Here is a 21,446-nt window from a genome sequence, read left to right as displayed (position 1 = left end):
CCTCAGGGGCGTTGAAAGCCCCACGGAGCCCAGTGCTCCCCCACAGACGGCCGCCCGCCCCGAAAGGCAGTCGGGGCGGACGGCCCGTACCACCCTGCCAGATCCCTCTGGCAACACCCCAGCTAGCACTTGTCAGGAGACTCTCGATGCGCAGAATGCGCTCCTCGGCGGCGTTCGTCGCCGCGGCCGTGGTGGCCGGCGGTCTGGCCCTCGCCACCCCGGCGCTCGCCGACCCCACCCCCGCGGGCACCTTCCGCCAGCTGGTCGGCGTGGGCTCGGACACCACCCAGGACGTGGTCAACGCCCTGGCCGGCGACACCGTCAACGGCACCAGCTACTCCGCCACCGCCGTGAAGTCGGCGGACGGCGCCGGTATCGCCTCGTACGACGCGATCGAGCCCGGCACCGGCTCCACCACGTCCACCATCGTCACCCGTTCCGGCGGTACGGCGTTCACCCGCCCGAACGGCTCCGGCAACGGCCAGAAGGCGCTGTCCGCGTCGCTGACCGGCGACAAGTTCCCGGCCGGCACCGGTACCGTCATCAAGGGCCAGGTCGACTTCGCCCGCTCCTCCGGCGGCCCGTCCACCATCGGTTCCGCGCTCACCTACGTCCCGATGGCCCGGGACGCGGTCGGTGTCGCGGTCAAGGGCTCGGCCCTGGACTCGCTGACCAAGCAGCAGCTGTTCGAGATCTACTCCGGTTCGCTCACCGAGCTGAACGGCCAGACCCTGCACCCGAAGATCCCGCAGGACGGCTCGGGCACCCGCAAGTTCTTCCTCGCGGCGATCGGCATGTCCAGCACGCCGCTCGGGGCGAACGTCCAGGTCGTCCAGGAGAACCAGGCCAACGCGGCCCTCACCGAGGACGGCGCGCTCGTCCCGTTCTCCGTCGGTTCCTGGATCGCCCAGAACAACGGTGTCTCCCCCGACTACAGCAAGGCCGCGGCCGCGGCCGGCGGTCACCTGGCCTCCATCACGCTGCCCGGCGACGACGGTCCCACCAGCCCGGTCACCACGGTGAACGGCAAGCTGGCGCCGGTCCAGGCCTACTACGAGAACTCGACGTTCGGCCGTGACGTCTACAACGTCGTCCCGAGCCGCGCGATCGACCCGACCAGCGTCTTCTTCGACAAGGACCTGTACGACGTCTTCGTCACCAGCGGCAGCCACACCGCCGAGCTGGCGTCGGACAGCGCCGAGAAGGTCATCTCGTCCTTCGGCTTCGTCAACGAGGCGTACAACGGCTCCATCAACCTGCAGGCCAAGCACGCCCTGCAGGGTGGCCTGGAGGGCCTCTCCTCCGCCAACACGGTGCCGGCGGCGCCCACCCTGAAGACCACCGTGGGCGACGCCAGCCTGAAGCTGTCCTGGACCGCCCCGGCCGCCACCCCGCTGCCGCTGACCGACTACCGGGTGACGCTGACCGACGCGGACGGCGCGGTCGTCGCCACCAAGGACGTCGCGGCCACCACCACGACGTACTCCTTCCCCGGTCTCGCCACCGGCACCTACACCGCCACGGTCACCGGCTACAACATCGTCGGCGCCGGAGCAGACGCCACCTGGACCGGCGCGGTCAAGTACGCGAGCAAGACGGTGGCCACCACCGCCACCACCGCGTACGGCAAGACCCCGAAGGTCTCCGTCACGGTCACCGACACGCACAGCGTGAAGCCGACCGGCAAGGTCACCGTCAAGGACGGCACCACCGTCCTCGGCACCGGCACCCTGGACTCGTCCGGCAAGGTCACCATCGGCCTGTCGAACCACCTCAAGGTCGCCACCCACTCCCTGTCGGTCTCCTACGCGGGCAGCTCCAGCCTGAACGCGTCCTCGACGACCGTCTCCCTGAAGATCACCAAGGCGACGGCGTCGGTCTCCACCTCCGCCCCGACCTCGGTGAGCCACACCGCCAAGGCCAAGGTCACCGTCAAGGTCACCGCGACCGGCACCACGCCGACCGGCACCGTCCGCATCTACCAGGGCACCAAGGTCATCGCGACCGGCACCCTGAGCAGCGGCAAGGTCGTCGTCACCCTGCCGAAGCTGGCCAAGGGCAAGCACACCCTGCACGCCTTCTACGTCGGTTCCTCGACCGTGAACTCGAAGACCGGCGCCAACTTCACCATCACCTCCAAGTGACCGTCTGACGGGCCCGCCGGGAGCCTCGTACGGCTCCCGGCGGCCCCTCACTCATTCCTCGAAGGAGGCGGGCCGCCATGACCGTCGCCGTACCGACACCGAAAGCTCTGGCTCCGGCCGTGCCCCGCAGGCCCGTCCGCAGCCTCACCTTCGTCCGCCACCTCTCGCGCGGTGGACTGCTCAGCCTCGCCGCCCTGCTGCTCGGCATCACCGCCCAGCTGCTGGTGTTCAGCACCGCCCAGGAACACTCGGCCCAGCACGCCGACTTCGACCAGCTGCGCGAGCAACTCGCCCTCGGCACCGCCCCGGTGGCGCAGACCGGGCAGGACGGCAAGCTGCTGGCGCCCGGCACGCCGGTCGCGCTCATCGACATACCGAAGCTGGGTCTGAGCCAGGTCGTCCTGGAGGGCACCGACTCCTCCGTGACGACCGACGGCCCCGGGCACCGCCGGGACACCCCGATGCCCGGCCAGGCCGGCACCAGCGTGCTGATGGGCCGGGCGGCCGCGTACGGCGGCCCGTTCGGCAAGCTCTCCCAGCTCGCCACCGGTGACACGTTCTCCGTCACCACCGGCCAGGGCAAGGCGAAGTTCCAGGTCATCGACGTACGGCGGGCCGGCGACCCGGCGCCGACGGCGCTGGCCTCGGGCAAGAGCCGGATCGTCCTCATCACCGCGACGGGCCCGAAGTTCATGCCCTCGGGCGTGCTGCGCGTCGACGCCGACCTGGTCTCCGACACGTTCCAGACCCCGTCGGCCGTGATCCGGGCCGGCACCCTGCCGAGCTCCGAGGAGCCGCTGGCCCGCCCCTCCGGCGTGCCGTGGCCGCTGGTGATGTGGCTGCAGGCGCTGCTGCTCACCGCCGTGGCCGCCGTCTGGACCTGGCACCGCTGGGGCCGCCACCAGACGTGGATCGTCTTCGCCCCGGTCGTCGCGGTGCTCGGCCTCCAGGTCGCGACGCGGACCACCGAACTGCTGCCGAACCTGCTGTGACCGAGGTGAGTGAAGTGACTGAAGCAACCCAGGCAACCGAAGTGACCGAAGCACCCGAGCCATCTGAAACGACCGAGACTGCCGAGACGACCGAGACTGCCGTGACCGCCGAGACCGCCGAAATGACCGACACCGCCGTACTTCCCGCCGCCGTGGTGGACGGGCCCGCCCCCGCCACCCTCGACGCCCGCGCCGTCTCCGCCTGGTTCGGCTCCCACCAGGTGCTCAGCCAGGTGTCGCTGACCATGCCCGCGGGCCAGGTGACCGCGCTGATCGGCCCGTCCGGCTGCGGCAAGTCGACGTTCCTGCGCACCCTCAACCGGATGCACGAGCTGATCCCCTCCGCGCAGTTCGGCGGCGAGGTGCTCTTCGAGGGCGAGGACATCTACGACCCGTCCTGGCGGCTGACCGACGCCCGCCGCAGGATCGGCATGGTCTTCCAGAAGCCGAACCCGTTCCCGGCGATGTCGATCTACGACAACGTGGTGGCGGGCCTGAAGCTGACCGGCACGAAGGTGAACCGCCGGGAGAAGGATGTCCTGGTCGAGGAGTCCCTGACCCGCGCCGGCCTGTGGAAGGAGGTCCGCGACCGCCTCCGCCAGCCCGGCGGCGCCCTCTCCGGCGGCCAGCAGCAGCGCCTGTGCATCGCGCGGGCCCTGGCGGTCCGCCCCCGGGTCCTGCTCATGGACGAGCCGTGCTCGGCCCTGGACCCCACCTCCACCCGCCGCGTCGAGGAGACCATCCAGGACCTGGCCGGCCAGGTCACGATCGTCATCGTCACGCACAACATGCAGCAGGCGGCCCGCGTCTCCCAGCAGTGCGCGTTCTTCCTGGCCGAGCAGGGCACCCCCGGCGGCATCGTCGAGCACGGCGCCACGGAGGCCGTCTTCAACTCCCCGCAGGACCAGCGCACGGCCGACTACGTGGCGGGCCGGTTCGGCTGAGCCCCGCGGTCGGAGTCAGCAGTACGGCGGCTGGTTGGTGAGCGAGGAGGCGACCCGCATCCAGACGCCGAACTGGCGGTAGAGGGCGGGCAGCGGACCACGGGCCTGGACGGTACGGCTGTCCACGGCCGTCACCCCGGGGATGCCGAGGAGGACGGCGGGCACGGAGGCGGACTGCCAGCGCACGGCGAGCACCGACTCGCCCTCGGGCGCGGCGGGCCGCTTCGGCACCGGCGTCAGGGCCGCCACGACCGCCTCCTCGATCGCCCGGCGGGCCTCCTCCGCCGGGCGCAGCTCGGCGGCGAACCGGTCCCGGGCGTACTTCACGGGCACGGTGACGACCGATTCGTCCCACGCCGTCATCTCGGTGCACGCCGCGTCGTCACCCGTGAGGGCCACCACCGGGACACCGAGGGCCGCGGCGGTGGCGTGCGCGAGGCCGATCTCCCCGGCGGGCCTCCCGTCCAGCCAGATGTCCTCGATCTCGTGGCCCATGAAGCTGTGACTCAGCACACCGAGGACACCGGCCCGGGAGTGGTACCCGACACATATCGCCGCGTCGTGCTCCGCCGTGAGCCCCTCCAGCATGAGCATGCTCTTCGGCTTGCCGCGCACCAGGCGGGCGGCGGGGTGCAGCTGCTCGGGGAGCAGGTTCCGCATCGGCCCGTGGGCGTCGTTGACGAGCACCTCGGTGGCACCGGCGGCCACCGCCCCGCGGATCGCCGCGTTCACGTCCTCGGCCATCATCGACCGGCCGCGCTCGTAGTCCCGGCCGCCCGGCTGCACATCGTCCCGGTCGACCAGCCCGGTGATGCCTTCCATATCCACGCTGATGTAAATACGCACGTCCTGAGGCTATCCGGACCCTACGTATTGTAGGTTCCCCATCGGCCACGGCGGCTCGTCAGCTCACGGGGGTACTCATGCAGGGCACGGACACACAGGAGGCGCGGCGCAGTCTCGCCCCCACGGTGGCGGTGCTGGTGGCGAGTCTGCTGGTCGCGGCGGTGGGCGTGTACGAGCTGTCCGGCTTCGGCCTGCACAGCCTCGACCGGCGCCCGCACCTGTTCAGCGACGGGCTGGCGACCGGCGGGGTGATCGTGGCGGCGGTGGCGGCCGGGGCGGCGATCGGCAACCTGGCGTGGATGCTGGCGGCCCGGCGGCGGGTGGAGCGGGAACGGGCGCAGGCCCCCGTGCGTCCGTAAGAGGCGGTACGCCCTTTCACACCGTATTCCGTACCGGGACGGATCCCTCCCCCGTCCCCCACCGTTACCTTACAGACTGTAGGGTCAGCCCTCCGTCAACCCGCTCCCCGTCCCCAAGGTGACCGGTCCCCATGCCCGCACAGCTGTCGACCCTGATCCCGCCCCGCGTCTCCGCCGCCCTGCGCGCCCCCACCGGCGCCTCCGGCGGCGCCCTGCGCAGGCGGGCCGCCGACTTCACCGTCTGGTACCTGCGCGTGATCGCCGTACTGAACATAGTGGCGGTGGTGTCGCTCCCGTTCCGCGAGGAGGTCGACGAGCACAACAACGGCCGTATCACCCTGCACCTGCACCGGCAGCACGCGCACCACAGCGGCCAGTTCTTCACCCCGTACCTGGCCACGGCGGGCCTGGTCTCGGCCGCCCTCGCCATCTTCTTCGTCCTGGTGATGCGCCGCCGCAAGCGCGCGGCCTGGGTGGTCAACCTGCTCCTGTCCGCCCCGCTCTTCGCCCTCTACGCCCTCGCCCTCACCCAGCACGAGTACCGCGCCCACGCCTTCAACTGGGTCTCGGCGGCCCTCACCGGCCTCTTCGTGGCCGCGCTGCTGGTCAGCCGCCGGGAGTTCAACGCGGTGGGCGACCCGTCGAACCCGAAGACGGCACTGGCGGTCGGGGCCGCCGGCGTCCTCGTGACCGGCGTCCTGGGCACCCTCCTCGTCCACGCCACGAACAAACTCCCCGGCGCCACTCTCCCCGACGAGATCGCCTACACCCTCCTGAGGGGCGTCAGCGTCGGCCCGCTCGCCGACCACGTCACCGCGGTGCACGCCCCCCGCTGGACCGACATCGTCATCAACGCCCTCCTCGCCGCCGCCTTCTGCCTGGTCCTCTACGCCGGCTTCCGCTCCCCGCGCGGCCGCCGCCTGCTCAGCGCGGAGGACGAGACGAAGCTGAGGTGCCTGCTGGACCGGCACGGCGCCCGCGACTCCCTCGGCTACTTCGCGCTGCGCCGCGACAAGATGGCGATCTTCTCCCCCACCGGCAAGTCGGCGGTCACCTACCGCGTCGTCGGCGGCGTCAGCCTCGCCTCGGGCGATCCGATCGGCGACCCGGAGGCGTGGCCCGGCGCGATCGACGCGTGGCTGACGGAGGCGCGGCAGCACGCCTGGACGCCGGCCGTCATGGGCGCCAGCGAGGAGGCGGGCACCGTCTACGCCCGGCACGGCCTGGACGCCCTGGAGCTGGGCGACGAGGCGATCGTCGACATCGCCGACTTCACCCTGGAGGGCCGCGCGATGCGGGTCGTCCGCCAGGCCCACAACCGGGTCCGCCGGGCCGGCTACACGGTCCGCATCCGCCGCCACGAGGACATCCCGGCCGACGAGATGGCGACCCTCATCGAACGGGCCGACAGCTGGCGCGACGGCGCCACCGAACGCGGCTTCTCCATGGCCCTCGGCCGCCTCGGCGACCCGGCGGACGGCCGCTGCGTGATGCTGGAGTGCCGGGACGCGAACGACACCCCCCGCGCCCTCCTCAGCTTCGTCCCCTGGGGCGAGCAGGGCCTCTCCCTGGACCTGATGCGCCGCGACCGCGATTCCGAGAACGGCCTGATGGAGTTCATGGTCGTCGAACTCCTCCTCCGCGCCGCCGAGTTGAAGGTCGACCGCGTCTCCCTGAACTTCGCGATGTTCCGCTCGGTCTTCGAACGCGGCGCCCGCCTGGGCGCCGGCCCGGTCCTCCGCCTCTGGCACGCCACCCTGACGTTCTTCTCCCGCTGGTGGCAGATCGAGTCCCTGTACCGCGCGAACGCGAAGTACCGCCCGGTGTGGGAGCCGCGCTACATCCTCTTCACGAAGAGCAGCGACCTGCCGAGGATCGGGCTGGCGAGCGCTCGGGCGGAGGGGTTCCTGACGGTGCCCTGGGGGTCGTGACCAGACCCACACCATCGGGGAAGCCCGTGCGCCCCCGGGTACCGATCTCCCAGGGCGATCAGCCCGACATCACCACTTCCCAGACTCCCGCAATATTGATGAAATCAGAAGTCCTGACCAAAAGGCTCGGCGATCCCGGCCTGGCGGACAGGATCCCGTCGACAATGCGACGAGCCTCAATCGAGCCGAGCCCACCCGAGACGGGCCAGACATGCGCACCGTTACCAGACTCTCCGAATTCTCCGGAAAGAACTGCGCCGTCTGAGTCAGGAAGCGCCCAGAGGGCGAAGATCCTGTCGTCAAGAACAGTAGTCTCCGACCGCTCCGCAAACAGCTTGAAGTACCAGCAGGTAATCTCACCTCGACGCCAAAGAATTCCCTCTACCGGCCCATCATGCCAATCGATGATGATCAGAACCTCGGGCCGACCAAGCTTCTCCGTCAAATGCTCGCTCAATTTACCTCCGCCCAAAAACGACGTTGAATGATTTTTGAACTACAGCATCCACTGGATTCGGCAGTATCAAGGTGTGATGCGTTGGATTATTCCGCGTCGGAGTGAAGATCAGATAAAAACCTGCCGCCTCTATCTGCTCCTTCGTCGCTATCGACGCACCCTCGAATGGGCCGTCCACCGCCAGCACCGAAACTCCGTGGCCAAATGACTTGGAGTTCTCTTCGGCCTTTTGCGCCTGAGCTGAAAGTCGTCCGGTACTTTCCTTGCTGGTTCCAAGTCTCGCAAAGCTCTGATCAGCACTGCATGTGCAGGGTTGACCAAACCCAGGACCGCCCGGACCACAGTTGTGAACGAGGACGGGTGTGGCGCCCGCCAGCACATAGTACGTGTGCAGTTGGGCGACGGTGAGGTTGTACCGTTCGCCGGCGCCGGGGGTCCCACGGACGGTAACGACGTAGGCCTTGTGACCGTCTTCGGTGGCCAGGGCGTCGTGGGGCTTGAGGTCGGAGGCCGGTTTCCATATGTGGTCGGTCTCGTCCCAGAACGGGTGCTTCGACGTGGTGTGGAGGGTCTCGGTGTGGCCGTCCGGGGTGTGGACGGTCACGTCGACCAGGTCGTTGTCGAGGTTGCGGTGGAGGGCGGTGACCTTGTGGGTGCCGCGGTGCTCGCCGGTGCCGGGATCGGCGGCCTCGACCTCGTCGCCCGGCTTCACCTCACCGATCGGCTTGGTCTTCCCGTCCGCCATCAGGACCGGCGTGTCGGCGCGGAAACTGCACTGCCCCGCCGTCTCGCCGTCCGTGCCCGTGCCCTGGCACACCGACCCCAGGACCGCGTCGCCGAGACCGCAGGCCACGGCGCCGGTGACCATGTCGAGGAGGTTGCCGCTCGCCGAGCAGCTGAATCCGAGCAGACCGCCGACACAGAACCCGCCGCCGCCGTCCCCGGCACCCGGTGGCAGGCCGGTGTTGCGGCTGCCCGCCACGCAGCTGTTGCCGCTCGCCCCCGGGGTGCCGCAGGTGGCCTTGTCATTGGCGATGGCCGAGATGGTGGCGCCGGTCGGCTTGGCCGGGGCCGTGGTGGGGACCAGGATCGGGTCGTCGACGTCGAACAGGGGCTGGCGTTCGGTGACCCAACGGTGGCGTGTAGGGCTGCGCCACCAGCGGTAGGCGTGGGTGCCGTTGTCGTAGTACGTCCACTGCTGGGTGGTGGTGTAGCTGTAGTAGTCGGTGCGGGTGTAGAGGTACGTGTCGTCGTACCACTTGGTGGTGGTCTGCCAACTGGTCGTGTGGGTCTGCTGCTTGGTGCCGGTGACGACCGGCTTGGTGGGGTGCGGCGGCTGCGGCGGCACCGTGGTGGTCGGCGGCGGCGGTACCGCCGGCGTACGGATGGCGGACGCGTCGAAGGTCGCGGTCCCGGTGGCGGCGTCGTAGAGGATGGCAGCCGCGGCGACGACCACCACGACGCCGCCGACCACGAGGAGCACCTCGCCTGCGCCCACGGTGGCGGCGGCCCCGGCCACCACCTCCGCGCCCTCCACGACGGCGCCCGCTCCCTCGGCGGCGGCGCCGGCGGTCTCGGCGACCGCGGAACCGGCGACCCGGGTGATGTTCGCGAACTCCTCGTCGATCTTCGCCTGGCTCCAGTCCAGCGCCCTGTTGGCGAAGGCCGTGACTGACCAGTGCCCGTCGGGGTCGAGACGGCTGGTCGGGTTGGCGTTCCCGTACAGGTAGTCGTTGATGGAGGTCGCGTCGGTGACCGGGACCGAGGCGGTGTCCGCCGAGGCGAAGGTGCCGCTGCCCGGGTCGTACCAGCGGGACTCCGCGGAGACCCGGCCGGTCGTCGAGTCCGTCCAGCTGCCCTGGAAGCCGACGGTCATGGTCGCCGCGTTGGACTGGGCGGTGACCTTGCCGAAGGGGTCGTAGGCACGGGAGGCGAACACGTCGCCGAAGGTCGTGTCCAGCGAGGCCACGACATTGCCGTGCACGTCCTGGACCAGGGGCATGGCGATGCCGCCGGCCGGCTTGCCGGACAGCAGGGTGCCGTCCGCGGCGCGGGCGTAGGTCCAGCTGCCGTCGCTGTCCGGCTCCTTCGACAGCCCGCCGTAGCCGAGTTGACGGGTGGTCGTGCCGTCGGAGACCGACAGGAGGCGGTCCAGGCTGTCGTAGGAGTAGGTGTGCTGTCCGTCGCCGACCAGGCGGTCGAAGGAGTCGAAGACCGATGCCGCGCTCGACGTCGAGCCGCTCGCCGTGGCCGTGGTGGTCTTGGCCAGAGTGCCGCGCGCCGTCCAGTCGTAGGTGGTGGTGTCGCCACCGGAGACGGCGGTGCGGGTGAGGCGGTTGCGCTCGTCGTACTGCGCCGACGTGGTCTGGCCGGTGGGGGTGTGCGCAGTGCCCGACCACGGGGTGGCCCAGGTTCGGTTGCCCACCGCGTCCCAGGTGTAGTCGGTGCCGGTCGGTGTGGCACCGTCCGTCGAGGAGCGGACGAGCCGGTTGTCCTCGTCGTAGTCGTAGCTGGTGGTGCCCGCGGCGATGTAGCGGCCGGTGCGGGTGGCGGTCTTCAGGTTGCCGTTCTTGTCCCAGGTGTAGGAGAGCGTGCTCTTCTGGTCCTGGAAGGGGGCGTCGGGGGTGATGGTCTCGGAGGTGAGGCGGCCGAGGTCGTCGTAGGTGAGGTCCTGGGCGGGGTAGTAGGTGCCCTCGCCCGGCACGCTGCCGGTGATCTTCTTGACCTGGCCGGCCGTGTCCCGGGTGTAGGAGACGCTGGCGCCGGTCAGTCCGTCGTAGACGCTCCCGACGTCCTCCAGGCCGCTGTAGCCGTAGGACACCGACGTTGCCGGGTCCTGCTGATAGGTGAGCCGGCCCAGCGAGTCGTAGCGGTAGGTCGAGGTGCCCAGGGCGCCGTTGCTGCCGGTGAGCAGGCCTCGGTCGTCGTAGGTGAAGTTCTCGGTGCCGCCGGGGGCGCCGACCGAGGTCGGCCGGTCGTCCAGGTCGTAGCCGAACGACCGGTTCACCGTGCCGCCCGCGCCGCCGGTGCCGGTCTGGCCGGTGTTCCGGTAGTAGGTGTCGTAGGTGTACGACGTGGAGACACCGCCGGGTTCCGTCACCTTGGTGAGGCGTCCGCCCACACCGGAGCTGTGCTCGTAGGTCCAGGTGCGGTCGGCGGCGGCCGGCTGGGCACTGGTGGCTGGCTCCACCCGGGTGTGCAGCCAGCTGCCGAGGTACGTCTGGTACGTCGTGTGCTGGTCGGCGTCGGTGACGCGGGTGGCGTCGCCGAGCTCGTCGTAGCCGACGGTGGTGACCGGGTTTGCGGCGACCGTGCCGTCGGCGGCGGTCGGGGCCGGGTCGGTCAGGGCGGTAAGCCGGTTGCCGGCGTCGTAACTCGCCCGCCAGACGTTGCGGTTGGGGTCCTTGACGGCCGTGACGTTGCCCGACGGGTCCACGGTGTAGTCGGTGCGGGCCACCTCGTTGCCGTCGGGGTCCTTGGCGATGACGGCGGTGCGGCGGCCGGCCAGGTCGTAGTCGGTCTCGGTGGCGCGCTGCAGCGGGTCGGTGACCAGGGTGAGCCGGCCCGCGACGTCGTGGAGGTAGTTCGTGGTGCCGCGGCCGGTCTCCGACTCGGAGCTGAGCTCGCCCGCGGCGTTGTAGCCGGAACGGGACTCGAAGACCTTGCCGTCGATCGTCTGCCAGCTGTGCGTCGGCTCGCCGAAGTCGTCGTAGCGGTACTGGGTGATGTCCTGGTCGGGCGTGGCGGTGCCGTTGCGGACGACGTCGTCCACGGTCTGCCGATGGTCCATGTCGTCGTAGGTGCTCAGCGTCTGGGCGCCGGTGAAGGAGATGGCCGACAGCAGGTTGGAGTTGTCGTCGTAGGTGTAGGTGGCAGGGGTGCCGTCGGCCTTGTTCGTGTCCCGGTTCCAGCGGGTCGCGGTGTGCACCCGGTTGCGGGCGTCGTAGGTGTAGTCGGTACGGCCGGAGTCGGTGCTCGTGTCGGACAGCACGTTCCCGGCGTGGTCGAAGGCCCGGTGGTCCGACGAGCCGTCCGCGCGGTGGATGTCGGTCAGGTCGCCGCGCCGGTCGTAGGTGAAACTCGAGCCGCTCCCCTTCGGATCGCGCATGCCCGTCGTGTCGCCGAAGGCGTCGTAGCCGTACTTCGTGACGGGCCGGGTCATCGTCGCCCCCGCACCGGACCCGTCCTCGACCGGCACCGCGGGTCCGGTCACCGTCGAGGTGCGGCCCATCGCGTCGTACGTGTACGAGGTGGTGTTCTGGCGCGGGTCGGTGACCGTGAGGACGCGGCCGAAGGCGTCCCGGGTGTACTTGGTGACGAGGTCGGCGGTGGCGTCGTTGTGGACCGTCGACTGGGCCATGGCGCCGGTCACCGGGTCGTAGGACTGGCTGGTGGACTCGGTGCGGGTGGCGTCGGAGACCGTGGTGCCGGTCTGCAGGCCCGCCTTGTCGTAGCTGTAGGCGGTGGTGCGGTTCAGGCCGTCCGGGTCGACGGTCGTCGAGGTGCGCTCGTTGGCGTCGTCGTAGCCGTACGTCGTCGTGCGGGCGCCGCTGCCGCCGCCCTCGATGTCCTTGAGCAGGTTGCCGGCCAGGTCGTAGGTGTAGGAGTGCAGCGGGACGTCCCGGGTGGAGTTCGGGTTGTCCGGGTCGGCGTGCGCGATGTACGTCTCGGACTTCAGCAGGTCGTCGTGGGTGTAGGTGTACGACACGACGTGGCCCTTGGCGTCCCAGAAGTCCGCGAGGCGGCCCGCGTTGTCGTAGTCGTAGGCCTTCAGGCGCACGCTGCGGGTGGCGGCGCCGCTCTGGCCGGGCGTGTCCGTGTACGCGGGGATGGCGACGGAGCTGAGCTGGCCGCGCGAGTCGTAGGTGTAGTGGTAGCGGATGTTGTTGGCGTCCCAGGAGTCCGCGACGTGGCCCACCCCGTCGTAGAGCTGGTGCGACAGGACGTACGACTCGGGGCCGCTGCCCTGGTCGTTCTCGGTGGTGGTGCTCGTGAGGCGGTCCCGAGCGTCGTAGGCGTAGCTCTCGTAGCGCGTGACGTCGGGTTCCTCGGGCAGGCCGAGATAGTCGACGCGGGAGGTGGAGGCGAGGTTGCCGTCCGCGTCGTAGGTGTTGAAGACCTGCAGCTGGTCGTTCCAGCCGCCGCCCGCGACCACGGGGTCGGACACCGGGTCGCCGACGGCGGACAGCACCCGCCCGTGGGTGTCGTAGGTGTACGAGGTCGTGTACCCGGAGCCGCCCGGGGTGTCGGAGACGGTTTGGCGGCTCATCATGCCGTGGGTGTCGAAGTAGCTGTTGACGGCACCGCCGGTGGGCAGCTGCTCCAGGGTGCGGTCGCCGAAGCGGTCGTAGCCGTAGCGGGTGACGTGCCCGTCGGGATCGGTGACGGTGGCCAGGAGGCCGCAGGGCTGGACGCTTCCCGCGGGCGCGGTGGGGTCGTTGACCACCGGCGGCTGGGTGCCGGAGTCACAGGTGTAGCCGTACGTGGTCGTCGCGCCGTTGGGTGCCGCCTTGGTCGGCGGAGTGGTCCGGGTCTTCAGTCGCTCGCCGCTGTAGGTCATGGTGACGGCGTGGTGGTTGCCGTCGGCGACGGAGAGCGTGTTGGCGTACGGCGTCGAGTCGTACTCGTAGTGCGTGTTGACGATCGGGCCGGCGGCTTCCCGGTAGCGGTTCTGGTCCTGCAACTGCCCGGTGATGCTGTCCCAGTGGTACTCGGTGATGTTGTCGTTCTCGTCCATCAGACTGGCGACCCGGCCGGTGGAGTCGTACTGCCAGCTACGGGTGTTGCCGTGGGTGGGCGTGGTCCCGCCGGTCCACCGGGAGAGCAGGCTGCCGTGCGCGTCGAACTCGTAGTAGATGTTGACGCCGGTCGGGTCGGTGGTGTGGATGACGTCGGAGGCGTCAACGTCGGCCTTCGGCGGGTCGATGCGGTTGTAGAACCAGGTGTCCCAGCCGCCGGTCACCAGGTCCGAGGGGTAGGCGATGGTGTAGAGGCGGTCGCCGGTGTACGTCAGCTTGGTGACGGCGGCCGTGTTGGGGCGGGTGATCTGGGTCAGCCGGGGCACCGTGTGGGAGGAGTCGGTGGCGCCGTAGGCGTAGTTGGTGCAGCGCGGGGTCGGCTCGGCGTCGCAGACCTTGGTGAGCTGGTTGCCGGTGTACGTGTACTTCCAGGTGTTCCAGCGCTCGCCGGAGGCCAGGCCCGCCGACACCGCGGTGACATGGCTGCCGGTCCAGGTCAGGAAGATCGACCGGCCGGAGGGGACCTGGCCGATCTCCGTGATGTGGCCGCCGCTGGCAGTGAAGAACAGGGTGCTGCCATTCGGTGAGTACATCCGCTTCACCGGCTGGTGGCCGCCCGTCGGCGAGAACTCCTCGGACGATCCGTCCTTGAACCGCAGCCAGGGCACGCCCGTGTCGTGCTCCACCTCGTACTTCACCGAGTCGCCCTCGCCGAACGAGGGCGCCCAGCTGCCGTCGGGGTTCTTGCCGAACTGGATCTGCTTGCCGTCCTTGAAGGTGGCCCGTACCCAGCCCTCGGAGGTCGGATCGATCGCTGCGTCCAGGATCGACGACCAGCCGGTGCCGAAGGCGCCGTTGACCGTGTTCGTGGTGTTGTAGACGCGCTCGACGGCCAGCGGCTGCGAGCCGTCCGGCACCGGCACGCTCAGGTCGGTCTCGTCACGGGAGTAGTTGCCGGCGAAGAGGCTCACCCCGGCCGGGTCGAGACCGGACGGGTCCACTCCGTAGTGCGCGCCGCCGGAGGCGGGCGGGGACACCACGGGGGTGAAGAGGCTCATCGCCGACCAGGGCGTGGTCACGGAGTCCCTGATCCTGGACCGCCAGTAGTACGACTTGTTCCACTTGAGCGTGCCCAACGGCACGGTCCAGGTGGCGGCGGCGTCGAAGCTGTCGCCCATGGTGACGTCCAGCCAGCCGGAGTCGTGGCAGTTCTTGGTCGCCGCCTGGTCCTCGCACACCGTGAACTCGGACTGGACCGGCGCGGTCTTGTCGGCGGACAGGTTGATCCGCAGTTCCGGGGTGAGCGTGGGCACGGTCGCGTCCCAGACGGGGGCCACCAGATCGTAGGTCGGCGGGGCGTGCTGGAGGGTCAACTGCACGGAGGCCGTCGGAACGCCCTTCGCGGAGAACCAGGTGCCGTCGCTGTTGAGCCTGGCGTCCCAGACGACCTTGAACGTGCCGGCGGGCAGCGGCTCCACGTAGGAGAGGACCCGGATCGACTGCCCCGAGCCCACCGCCTTGTCGATGAGGACGCCGTAGCCGTTGCAGTTGTAGACGCTGTTGTCCGACCGCAGCACGTGGTAGCCGAGGATGACGGAGTTGGCCGCCCAGCTCTTGCCCGACGTGTTGGTGACGGTGACCCACTCGGCTCCGTCGATGTTGTGCGCCGGCTGTACCGCGAAGGGCACCTCGGGGGCGTAGGTGGCGCCGTAGGGAGGGGCCGGTGTGCCGCCGGTCGAGTCGGTGCAGGGGTTCGTCGCGGCGGCGCTCAGGGTGGTCCGGTGGACCTGACCGCCGGTGCCGGTGCTGCCGGTCTGCCATCTGACGTGCTTGGGCGGACGCTTCGGCAGCAGATGGGCGGCACGCAGTGCGGCGGTCTGCTTCCCGGCCTTGCGCTCGGCTCCGGTCGGCGGGGAGGAGAGCCGTGCGTGCCGGGTGTTGCGGGCCCGCAGCCCGGCGTGGAAACGGTCGATCGCGCGGTGCCAGGCGTCTCCCGGCTTGCCTCGGCTCTGGGTCGGCCGGTTCGGGTCGGGCTTGGCCGGCGCGGAGACCGCGCCGGGCGGCAGCGGCCTGGACACCACCGCAGACGCACCGGCGCGCCCCACGTTCGGACCCAGCAGGCCGGTGAGCAGCGCGAGCGCGAGAACGAAGACGAGCCGGACCCGTACGGCGGCAGGGCGCACGATTCCCCCAGGTGGTGTGGACCTTGGGAGAGCAGATCATTCGTGTCCATGCCAATCCGGCCAGGACAGGTGAACAACAGGAGAACAGACTTTCAACAGACCCCGCTCAGCTTTTGCACAGGATCTCCGGATCGAGGGCAGCCGTGTCCGTCCGGACGTCCCTTACGGGCGGAGCGGCGCGCCAGGGCCGTCCCGGCGAGGTGACGTGGTCGCGGGAGGGCCAGGGCGGGCACGGCGGTCAGCGTCATGCCGTACCGGAAGATGGGGTCGGCAGATGCGGTCGGCCGGAGTGCCGACGCCCCCCGGCCAGGCGGATCAGACGCGGACCGTGCCGCCCGCGAACCCCCCGCCCACCGTGAACCCGATCACCGCGCCGCCGCCCTCCCTGCGGAAGGCGAAGGGGGCGCCGCCGTGGGCCATGGCGACCTCTCGGACGATGGAGAGGCCGAGGCCGGAGCCGGGGAGGGAGCGGGCGTCGGCGGCACGGTAGAAGCGGTCGAAGATACGGATCAGGTCGCCCTCGGCGATGCCGGGGCCGCGGTCGAGGACCTCGACGCGGACCGTGCCCGGCCGGGCCGGGCCGGTCACGCTGATCTCGATGGGGGCCTTGCCGTCCCGGTCGAACTTGGCCGCGTTCTCGACGAGGTTGGACAGGGCCCGCTGGAGCATCCCCGGGCGGCCGTCGGTGGTCGTGTCGCCGACGGCGCGGAGGACGATCTCACGGCCGGTACGGCGCCTGGCCAGCCCCGCCACGTCCTCCGCGATGTCGGCCAGGTCCACGTGCTGCGGGGGCTCGTTGTCGGACTGCCCGGCCGCCAGGTCGACCAGCTCGTTGACCAGGTCGGTCAGCTCGCGTGCCTCCTGGCCGAGGTCGGCGACCAGTTCGTCGCGGGTCGCGGGCGGGAGTTCGTCGATCCGGCGGAGCAGGGAGATGTTGGTACGGAGCGAGGTCAGCGGGGTGCGGAGCTCGTGGCCCGCGTCCTGGACCAGGCGCCGCTGGTCCTCCTCCGACTGGGCGAGCCGGCCCAGCATCCGGTCGAAGGCGCGGCCCAGCCGGCCCACCTCGTCCAGTCCCGTCACCGGCACCTGGATGCCGAGCTGCCGGGTGCGGGCCACGTTCTCCGCGGCCGAGGTGAGGATCACCAGCCGGCGGGTGATCCGCCTCGCCAGCCACCAGCCGAACAGCCCGGCGGCCACCACCACGGCCGACATCAGCAGCAGCGTCCGCTGCTGGAGCGCGTTGAGCAGGTCCTCGGTGTCGCTGAACTCCTGCGCCACCTGCACCGCGCCCCGTCCGCCGCCGAGCGAGACCGTGGCGATCCGGAACAGGTCCTCGCCGGCCTGGACGTCCTTGTGCTGGACCGTCTTCCCGGCCTCCGCGGCGGTGGCGGCCGCCCGGTCCGCGGCGGTGACGGGCAGCACCGGAGTGCCGCGGTCGACGATCTCGCCCTGCGCGCCGAGCACCTGGACGTCGGTGCGCGCGGGCCGGACCAGGTCATGCCCGGGCTTCGAGGAGGAGAACTCCTCCGGCACCATCTTGTGCTGCTTGACCTCGTCCTGGACGTCGGAGACGACCTGCGTGAACACCGACTGCTGGTCGACGCGGACCAGCCGGGCGGCCGCGTTGTACGACAGGATGCCGACGACGATCGTGACGGCGGCGGTGATCGCCGCGAAGGAGACGACGAAGGTGGTGCGCAGCGAGACGAGCTTGGGCCGGCGCCGGGCCAGCATCCGCCAGAGCCGCGCGGGCAGCCCGTACCGCCCCGGCCGTCCGGGGCGGCGGGCCACTCAGTCCTCCCGCAGCACGTAACCCACGCCCCGCACGGTGTGGATCAGCTGCGGGGCACCCGGCTCGTCGAGCTTGCGGCGCAGGTAGCCGACGTAGACGGCGAGGTTCTTGGAGCCGGGGCCGAAGTCGTAGCCCCAGATGCGGTCGTAGATCGTGGAGTGGTCGAGGACGATGCCCGCGTTGCGCGCGAGCAGTTCGAGCAGCTCGAACTCGGTGCGGGTCAGCTCCAGCTCGCGGCTGCCGCGCCAGGCCCGGCGGGCCTGGAGGTCCATCCGCAGGCCGGCCGCCTCGACCTGCCGGTCGGAGACCAGCGGCTCCCGGCCGGGCTCGGCGGCGACACCGCCGCCGGTGGTGCCTGCGCCGACGCCGCCGGCGCCTCCGCCGGTGGTCACGGGCAGGGTCCGGCGCAGCAGTGCCCGCAGCCGGGCGAAGACCTCTTCGACGTCGAAGGGCTTGACGACGTAGTCGTCGGCGCCGGCGTCCAGTCCCGCGATCCGGTCGGCGGTCTCGACCAGCGCGGTCAGCATGAGGATCGGGGTGCGGTCCCCCTCCGCCCGCAGGACGCGGCAGACCTGGAGGCCGTCGATGCCGGGCATCATCACGTCGAGGAGGAGGACGTCGGGGCTGGTGCGGTGGGCGTGCGCCAAGGCCTCCACGCCGTCCGCGACCGCCGTCACCTCATATCCCTCCAGGGTGAGGGCCCGTTCCAGGGCGTGGCGGATGGCACGGTCGTCTTCGGCGAGCAGCACAGTCTGGGGCACGTCCCCAGTCTGCCAAGGCCTCCGGCGGTTCTGCCGTGGTGAGCGGGCCTACGATCACCCTTTTTACCTGCCTCTCACCGTCACAGAGGCAACCGGGCGTCGCGATTCGGCTGCGGGCGGGTGGGGGTTGCTCGCGCAGTTCCCCGCGCCCCTTACGGGGCGCTTCCCAGCCACCCAGCTGCGGGCGGGCGTGCCGCAGGGCGGCACGGGTGGGCGCAGCGGCGCCTTGCCAGCGCCGGTAAGCGTCCCCACCCCCCGCCCCGCCCCCCCCTCAGCTCGCGGCCAACCTCGCCAGCTGCTCCGCGAACGGCACGACCGGCAGAGCCTCCGGCTCCTCCCGCCCGGCCCCGCTCAGCCCCTGCGTCAGCCCCCGCATCAGCCCCGCCAGCTCCCCCGCCGCCCGCTCGATCCGGCCGTCCAGCCCCTCCGCTCCCCAGTCCTCCGAGGCCGCGTAGACACCCGTCGGCACGACCACCGCCCGCAGGTACGCGAACATCGGCCGCAGCGCGTGCTCCAGCACCAGCGAGTGCCGTGCCGTACCCCCGGTCGCCGCGATCAGCACCGGCTTCCCCGCCAGCGCGTCCTTGTCGAGCACGTCGAAGAAGGACTTGAACAGCCCGCTGTAGGAGGCCGTGAACACCGGCGTGACCGCGATCAGGCCGTCCGCCCCGGTCACCGCCTCCTGCGCAGCCGCCAGCTTCCGCCCTGCGAACCCGTTGGTGAAGTTGTGCGCGATCTCGACCGCGAGGTCGCGCAGCTCCACCACCTCGACCTCGACCCGGGCCTCGGCCTGCCGGCTCACCGCCGCTGCCAGCCGGTCGGCCAGCAGCCGGGTGGACGACGGCACGCTCAGCCCCGCCGAGACGACGACGAGCTTCATACCCCGGCCTCCTTCTTGCCCGACTTGTCCGACTCGTCCGAAGTCTTGTCGGCCTTCTTCTCCGCCGCGGCGGCGGCCAGCAGCGACGCGTGCGTCGGCGCCTCCGGGACGTCCGCCGGACGGCCCTTCGCGAACTCCTTGCGCAGCACCGGCACGACCTCCTCGCCGAGCATGTCGAGCTGCTCCAGGACCGTCTTCAGCGGCAGCCCCGCGTGGTCCATCAGGAAGAGCTGGCGCTGGTAGTCGCCCGCGTACTCGCGGAAGCCCAGCGTCTTCTCGATCACCTGCTGCGGCGAGCCCACCGTCAGCGGGGTCTGGTCGGTGAAGTCCTCCAGGGACGGGCCGTGCCCGTAGACCGGCGCGTTGTCGAAGTACGGCCGGAACTCACGGACCGCGTCCTGCGAGTTCTTCCGCATGAACACCTGGCCGCCCAGGCCGACGATCGCCTGCTCGGGCGTGCCGTGCCCGTAGTGCGCGAACCGCTTCCGGTAGAACTCGACCATCCGCTTGGTGTGGTCGGCGGGCCAGAAGATGTTGTTGTGGAAGAAGCCGTCGCCGTAGTAGGCGGCCTGCTCCGCTATCTCGGGCGAGCGGATCGAGCCGTGCCAGACGAACGGCGGTACGTCGTCCATCGGCCGCGGGGTGGAGGTGAAGCCCTGCAGCGGCGTGCGGAACTTGCCCTCCCAGTCGACGACGTCCTCGCGCCACAGGCGGCGCAGCAGGGCGTAGTTCTCGACGGCGAGGTTGATGCCCTCGCGGATGTCCTGCCCGAACCACGGGTAGACCGGCCCGGTGTTGCCGCGGCCCATCATCAGGTCCACCCGGCCGTCGGCCAGGTGCTGGAGCATCGCGAAGTCCTCCGCGATCTTCACCGGGTCGTTGGTGGTGATGAGGGTGGTGGAGGTGGAGAGGATCAGCTTCTCCGTCTGCGCGGCGACGTAACCGAGCATGGTGGTCGGCGACGACGGCACGAACGGCGGGTTGTGGTGCTCACCCGTCGCGAACACGTCCAGGCCGACCTCCTCGGCCTTCAGCGCGATCGCGACCATCGCCTTGATGCGCTCCCGCTCGCTCGGCGTCCGCCCCGTGGTGGGGTCCGGCGTGACGTCGCCGACCGTGAAGATCCCGAACTGCATGCTCGCTCACCCTCCAGGTTGTTTACGATTCAACTATACCCACAGAACGAGACCCCGCGGCCACCTATTCCCGGCTTCGGCTGCGGCGCCCTGTAAGGGGCGCCGGGAAACTGCGCGACCAGCCACCCCCTTGCATTTCCGTTGTCCCACCACCCCCGTCCAGGTCTCCCCTACGACAGCCCGCACCCGTGGGAACGGACAGGAGCCCCGTGACATGCAGCACCACCACCGCCGCCGCAGACCCCGCCGGTACTCCGGCCTCGCCGCCACCGCCGCCGTAGTCCTCACCTGCCTCGCCCTGGTGACCGCCGTGGTGCTGGCCCGTATGCAGACGGGCCCCTCGTCGGACCGGCGGACCACCGCCGCCGAGCCTGCGGCCACCCCCCGTACGACGGCCGCCGCCACCCCCCTCGCCAGTCCTTCCGGGACGCCGTCACCGTCCGGCTCGGCCTCGGCCTCGGCGACCCCGCACACCGGCGCCTCGCCCTCGGCCAGGGCCTCCTCGCCCGCCCGCACCGCAAAGCAGCCGACAACCGCCGCCGCGGCCTCCGGCAAACGCACCATCACCCTCGTCAACCGACTCGACCAGACCATCTGGCCGGCCATCGCCGCCGACCCCAAACACCCGGTCGAGGCCACCGGCTGGGTCCTGCGCCCCGGCGCCAGCCTCAGCTTCGCCATCCCCGACCACTGGGACGTCCGCCTCTGGGCCCGCACCGGCTGCTCCTTCGACGCCGCCGGCGACAGCGACTGCCTGACCGGCGGCTGCGGCCACTTCCAGTGCGGCTCGACCTGGGGCGAATTCCCGTCCACCCTCGCCGAGTTCAACCTGAACGCCTGGAACGGCATGGACTTCTACGACGTCAGCCTGGTCGAGGGCAACAACCTGCCGATGTGGATCAACAGTTACGGCGGCACGTCGAAGGACAGGATCGACGCCGACGGATGCTCCGCCGCCGGCTGCACCCGGGACGCCAACGCCACCTGCCCCGCCAAGCTGCAGCGCGTCCGCGACGGCCACGTCGTCGCCTGCCTCAGCGCCTGCCTGGTCTTCAACACCGACAAGACCTGCTGCACGGGCGCCTACGCGGCCCGCCCTCAGTGCGTCCCGTCCTCCTGGCCGGTCGACTCCGCCGCCGTCTTCAAGGCGGCCGAGCCCTTCGCCTACTCCTACGTCAACGACGACGCGACCAGCGTGCTCACCTGCTCCGGAGAGTGCGGCTACCGCGTCACCTGGGGCGTCAGCCCATGACCCGGAGGGGGCCGGTACGTCTGCCGGCACC

The 21,446-nt window shown here is 70.7% G+C and carries 13 protein-coding genes; 6 read left to right on the top strand and 7 right to left on the bottom strand.

The features are described from left to right. The first annotated feature begins 146 nt into the window (after positions 1–146). From ABZ887_RS03545 to pstB, 3 genes are all read left to right on the top strand, one after another. Positions 147–2,144 (top strand): Ig-like domain repeat protein, encoded by a 1,998-nt coding sequence (locus tag ABZ887_RS03545; protein WP_361282504.1) that lies wholly within the window; start codon positions 147–149, stop codon positions 2,142–2,144. A 77-nt stretch (positions 2,145–2,221) separates the two neighbouring features. Further along, a complete protein-coding gene (locus ABZ887_RS03540) occupies positions 2,222–3,136 on the top strand; it encodes a sortase (protein ID WP_361282502.1) in 915 nt (304 codons plus the stop codon). Between the two features lie 122 nt (positions 3,137–3,258). After that, positions 3,259–4,080 carry a phosphate ABC transporter ATP-binding protein PstB gene (pstB, locus tag ABZ887_RS03535; protein ID WP_361283335.1) on the top strand — a complete coding sequence of 274 codons (822 nt, stop codon included), beginning with the start codon at positions 3,259–3,261 and terminating at the stop codon, positions 4,078–4,080. Between the two features lie 15 nt (positions 4,081–4,095). Here pstB and ABZ887_RS03530 read toward each other — a convergent pair whose 3' ends face one another. Beyond that, a complete protein-coding gene (locus tag ABZ887_RS03530; RefSeq protein WP_361282500.1) occupies positions 4,096–4,926 on the bottom strand; it encodes a M55 family metallopeptidase in 831 nt (276 codons plus the stop codon). Between the two features lie 77 nt (positions 4,927–5,003). On the opposite strand from ABZ887_RS03530, the gene ABZ887_RS03525 reads away from it, so the two are divergent. Both ABZ887_RS03525 and ABZ887_RS03520 read left to right on the top strand, forming a co-directional pair. Further along, on the top strand, positions 5,004–5,285 hold the full coding sequence (locus ABZ887_RS03525) for a hypothetical protein (RefSeq protein ID WP_361282498.1): 282 nt from the start codon (positions 5,004–5,006) through the stop codon (positions 5,283–5,285). A 131-nt stretch (positions 5,286–5,416) separates the two neighbouring features. After that, the gene (locus tag ABZ887_RS03520; RefSeq protein ID WP_361282496.1) at positions 5,417–7,216 is read left to right on the top strand and encodes a phosphatidylglycerol lysyltransferase domain-containing protein; all 1,800 of its coding nucleotides are present in this window, start codon (positions 5,417–5,419) and stop codon (positions 7,214–7,216) included. A gap of 58 nt (positions 7,217–7,274) precedes the next feature. On the opposite strand, the gene ABZ887_RS03515 is transcribed toward ABZ887_RS03520, so the two are convergent. The 6 genes from ABZ887_RS03515 to ABZ887_RS03490 form a co-directional block, all read right to left on the bottom strand. Continuing rightward, on the bottom strand, positions 7,275–7,673 hold the full coding sequence (locus ABZ887_RS03515) for a hypothetical protein (RefSeq protein WP_361282494.1): 399 nt from the start codon (positions 7,671–7,673) through the stop codon (positions 7,275–7,277). 1 nt (position 7,674) lies between these two features. After that, positions 7,675–15,594: an RHS repeat-associated core domain-containing protein gene (locus tag ABZ887_RS03510; RefSeq protein ID WP_361282492.1), complete on the bottom strand. Its 7,920-nt coding sequence runs from the start codon at positions 15,592–15,594 to the stop codon at positions 7,675–7,677. Between the two features lie 315 nt (positions 15,595–15,909). Then, positions 15,910–17,328, bottom strand: a complete 1,419-nt coding sequence (locus ABZ887_RS03505; RefSeq protein ID WP_361283333.1) for a HAMP domain-containing sensor histidine kinase — start codon at positions 17,326–17,328, stop codon at positions 15,910–15,912. 57 nt (positions 17,329–17,385) lie between these two features. Further along, on the bottom strand, positions 17,386–18,147 hold the full coding sequence (locus ABZ887_RS03500) for a response regulator transcription factor (RefSeq protein ID WP_361282490.1): 762 nt from the start codon (positions 18,145–18,147) through the stop codon (positions 17,386–17,388). A gap of 271 nt (positions 18,148–18,418) precedes the next feature. Beyond that, the gene (locus tag ABZ887_RS03495; protein WP_361282488.1) at positions 18,419–19,027 is read right to left on the bottom strand and encodes an FMN reductase; all 609 of its coding nucleotides are present in this window, start codon (positions 19,025–19,027) and stop codon (positions 18,419–18,421) included. After that, positions 19,024–20,163: an LLM class flavin-dependent oxidoreductase gene (locus ABZ887_RS03490; protein WP_361282486.1), complete on the bottom strand. Its 1,140-nt coding sequence runs from the start codon at positions 20,161–20,163 to the stop codon at positions 19,024–19,026. The genes ABZ887_RS03495 and ABZ887_RS03490 overlap by 4 nt, the downstream gene beginning before the upstream one ends. Before the next feature lie 214 nt (positions 20,164–20,377). Here ABZ887_RS03490 and ABZ887_RS03485 point away from each other — a divergent pair, with 214 nt between their 5' ends. Further along, positions 20,378–21,415, top strand: coding sequence for a thaumatin family protein (locus ABZ887_RS03485; RefSeq protein ID WP_361282484.1), 1,038 nt, complete (start codon positions 20,378–20,380; stop codon positions 21,413–21,415). Positions 21,416–21,446: the final 31 nt, after the last annotated feature.

The sequence above is a fragment of the Streptomyces sp. NPDC047061 genome (genome assembly GCF_040643955.1).
In the GTDB taxonomy this organism is placed as follows: domain Bacteria; phylum Actinomycetota; class Actinomycetes; order Streptomycetales; family Streptomycetaceae; genus Streptomyces.
This window is presented reverse-complemented; position numbering and strand designations above follow the sequence as displayed.

What these genes read in the sequence shown, in the direction of transcription:
- ABZ887_RS03485 (WP_361282484.1), top strand. Translation starts at nt 20,378, where the DNA reads ATGCAGCACCACCACCGCCGCCGCAGACCCCGCCGGTACTCCGGCCTC.
- ABZ887_RS03540 (WP_361282502.1), top strand. Translation starts at nt 2,222, where the DNA reads ATGACCGTCGCCGTACCGACACCGAAAGCTCTGGCTCCGGCCGTGCCC.
- ABZ887_RS03525 (WP_361282498.1), top strand. Translation starts at nt 5,004, where the DNA reads ATGCAGGGCACGGACACACAGGAGGCGCGGCGCAGTCTCGCCCCCACG.
- ABZ887_RS03505 (WP_361283333.1), bottom strand. Translation starts at nt 17,328, where the DNA reads ATGCTGGCCCGGCGCCGGCCCAAGCTCGTCTCGCTGCGCACCACCTTC.
- pstB (WP_361283335.1), top strand. Translation starts at nt 3,259, where the DNA reads ATGACCGACACCGCCGTACTTCCCGCCGCCGTGGTGGACGGGCCCGCC.
- ABZ887_RS03545 (WP_361282504.1), top strand. Translation starts at nt 147, where the DNA reads ATGCGCAGAATGCGCTCCTCGGCGGCGTTCGTCGCCGCGGCCGTGGTG.
- ABZ887_RS03495 (WP_361282488.1), bottom strand. Translation starts at nt 19,027, where the DNA reads ATGAAGCTCGTCGTCGTCTCGGCGGGGCTGAGCGTGCCGTCGTCCACC.
- ABZ887_RS03490 (WP_361282486.1), bottom strand. Translation starts at nt 20,163, where the DNA reads ATGCAGTTCGGGATCTTCACGGTCGGCGACGTCACGCCGGACCCCACC.
- ABZ887_RS03520 (WP_361282496.1), top strand. Translation starts at nt 5,417, where the DNA reads ATGCCCGCACAGCTGTCGACCCTGATCCCGCCCCGCGTCTCCGCCGCC.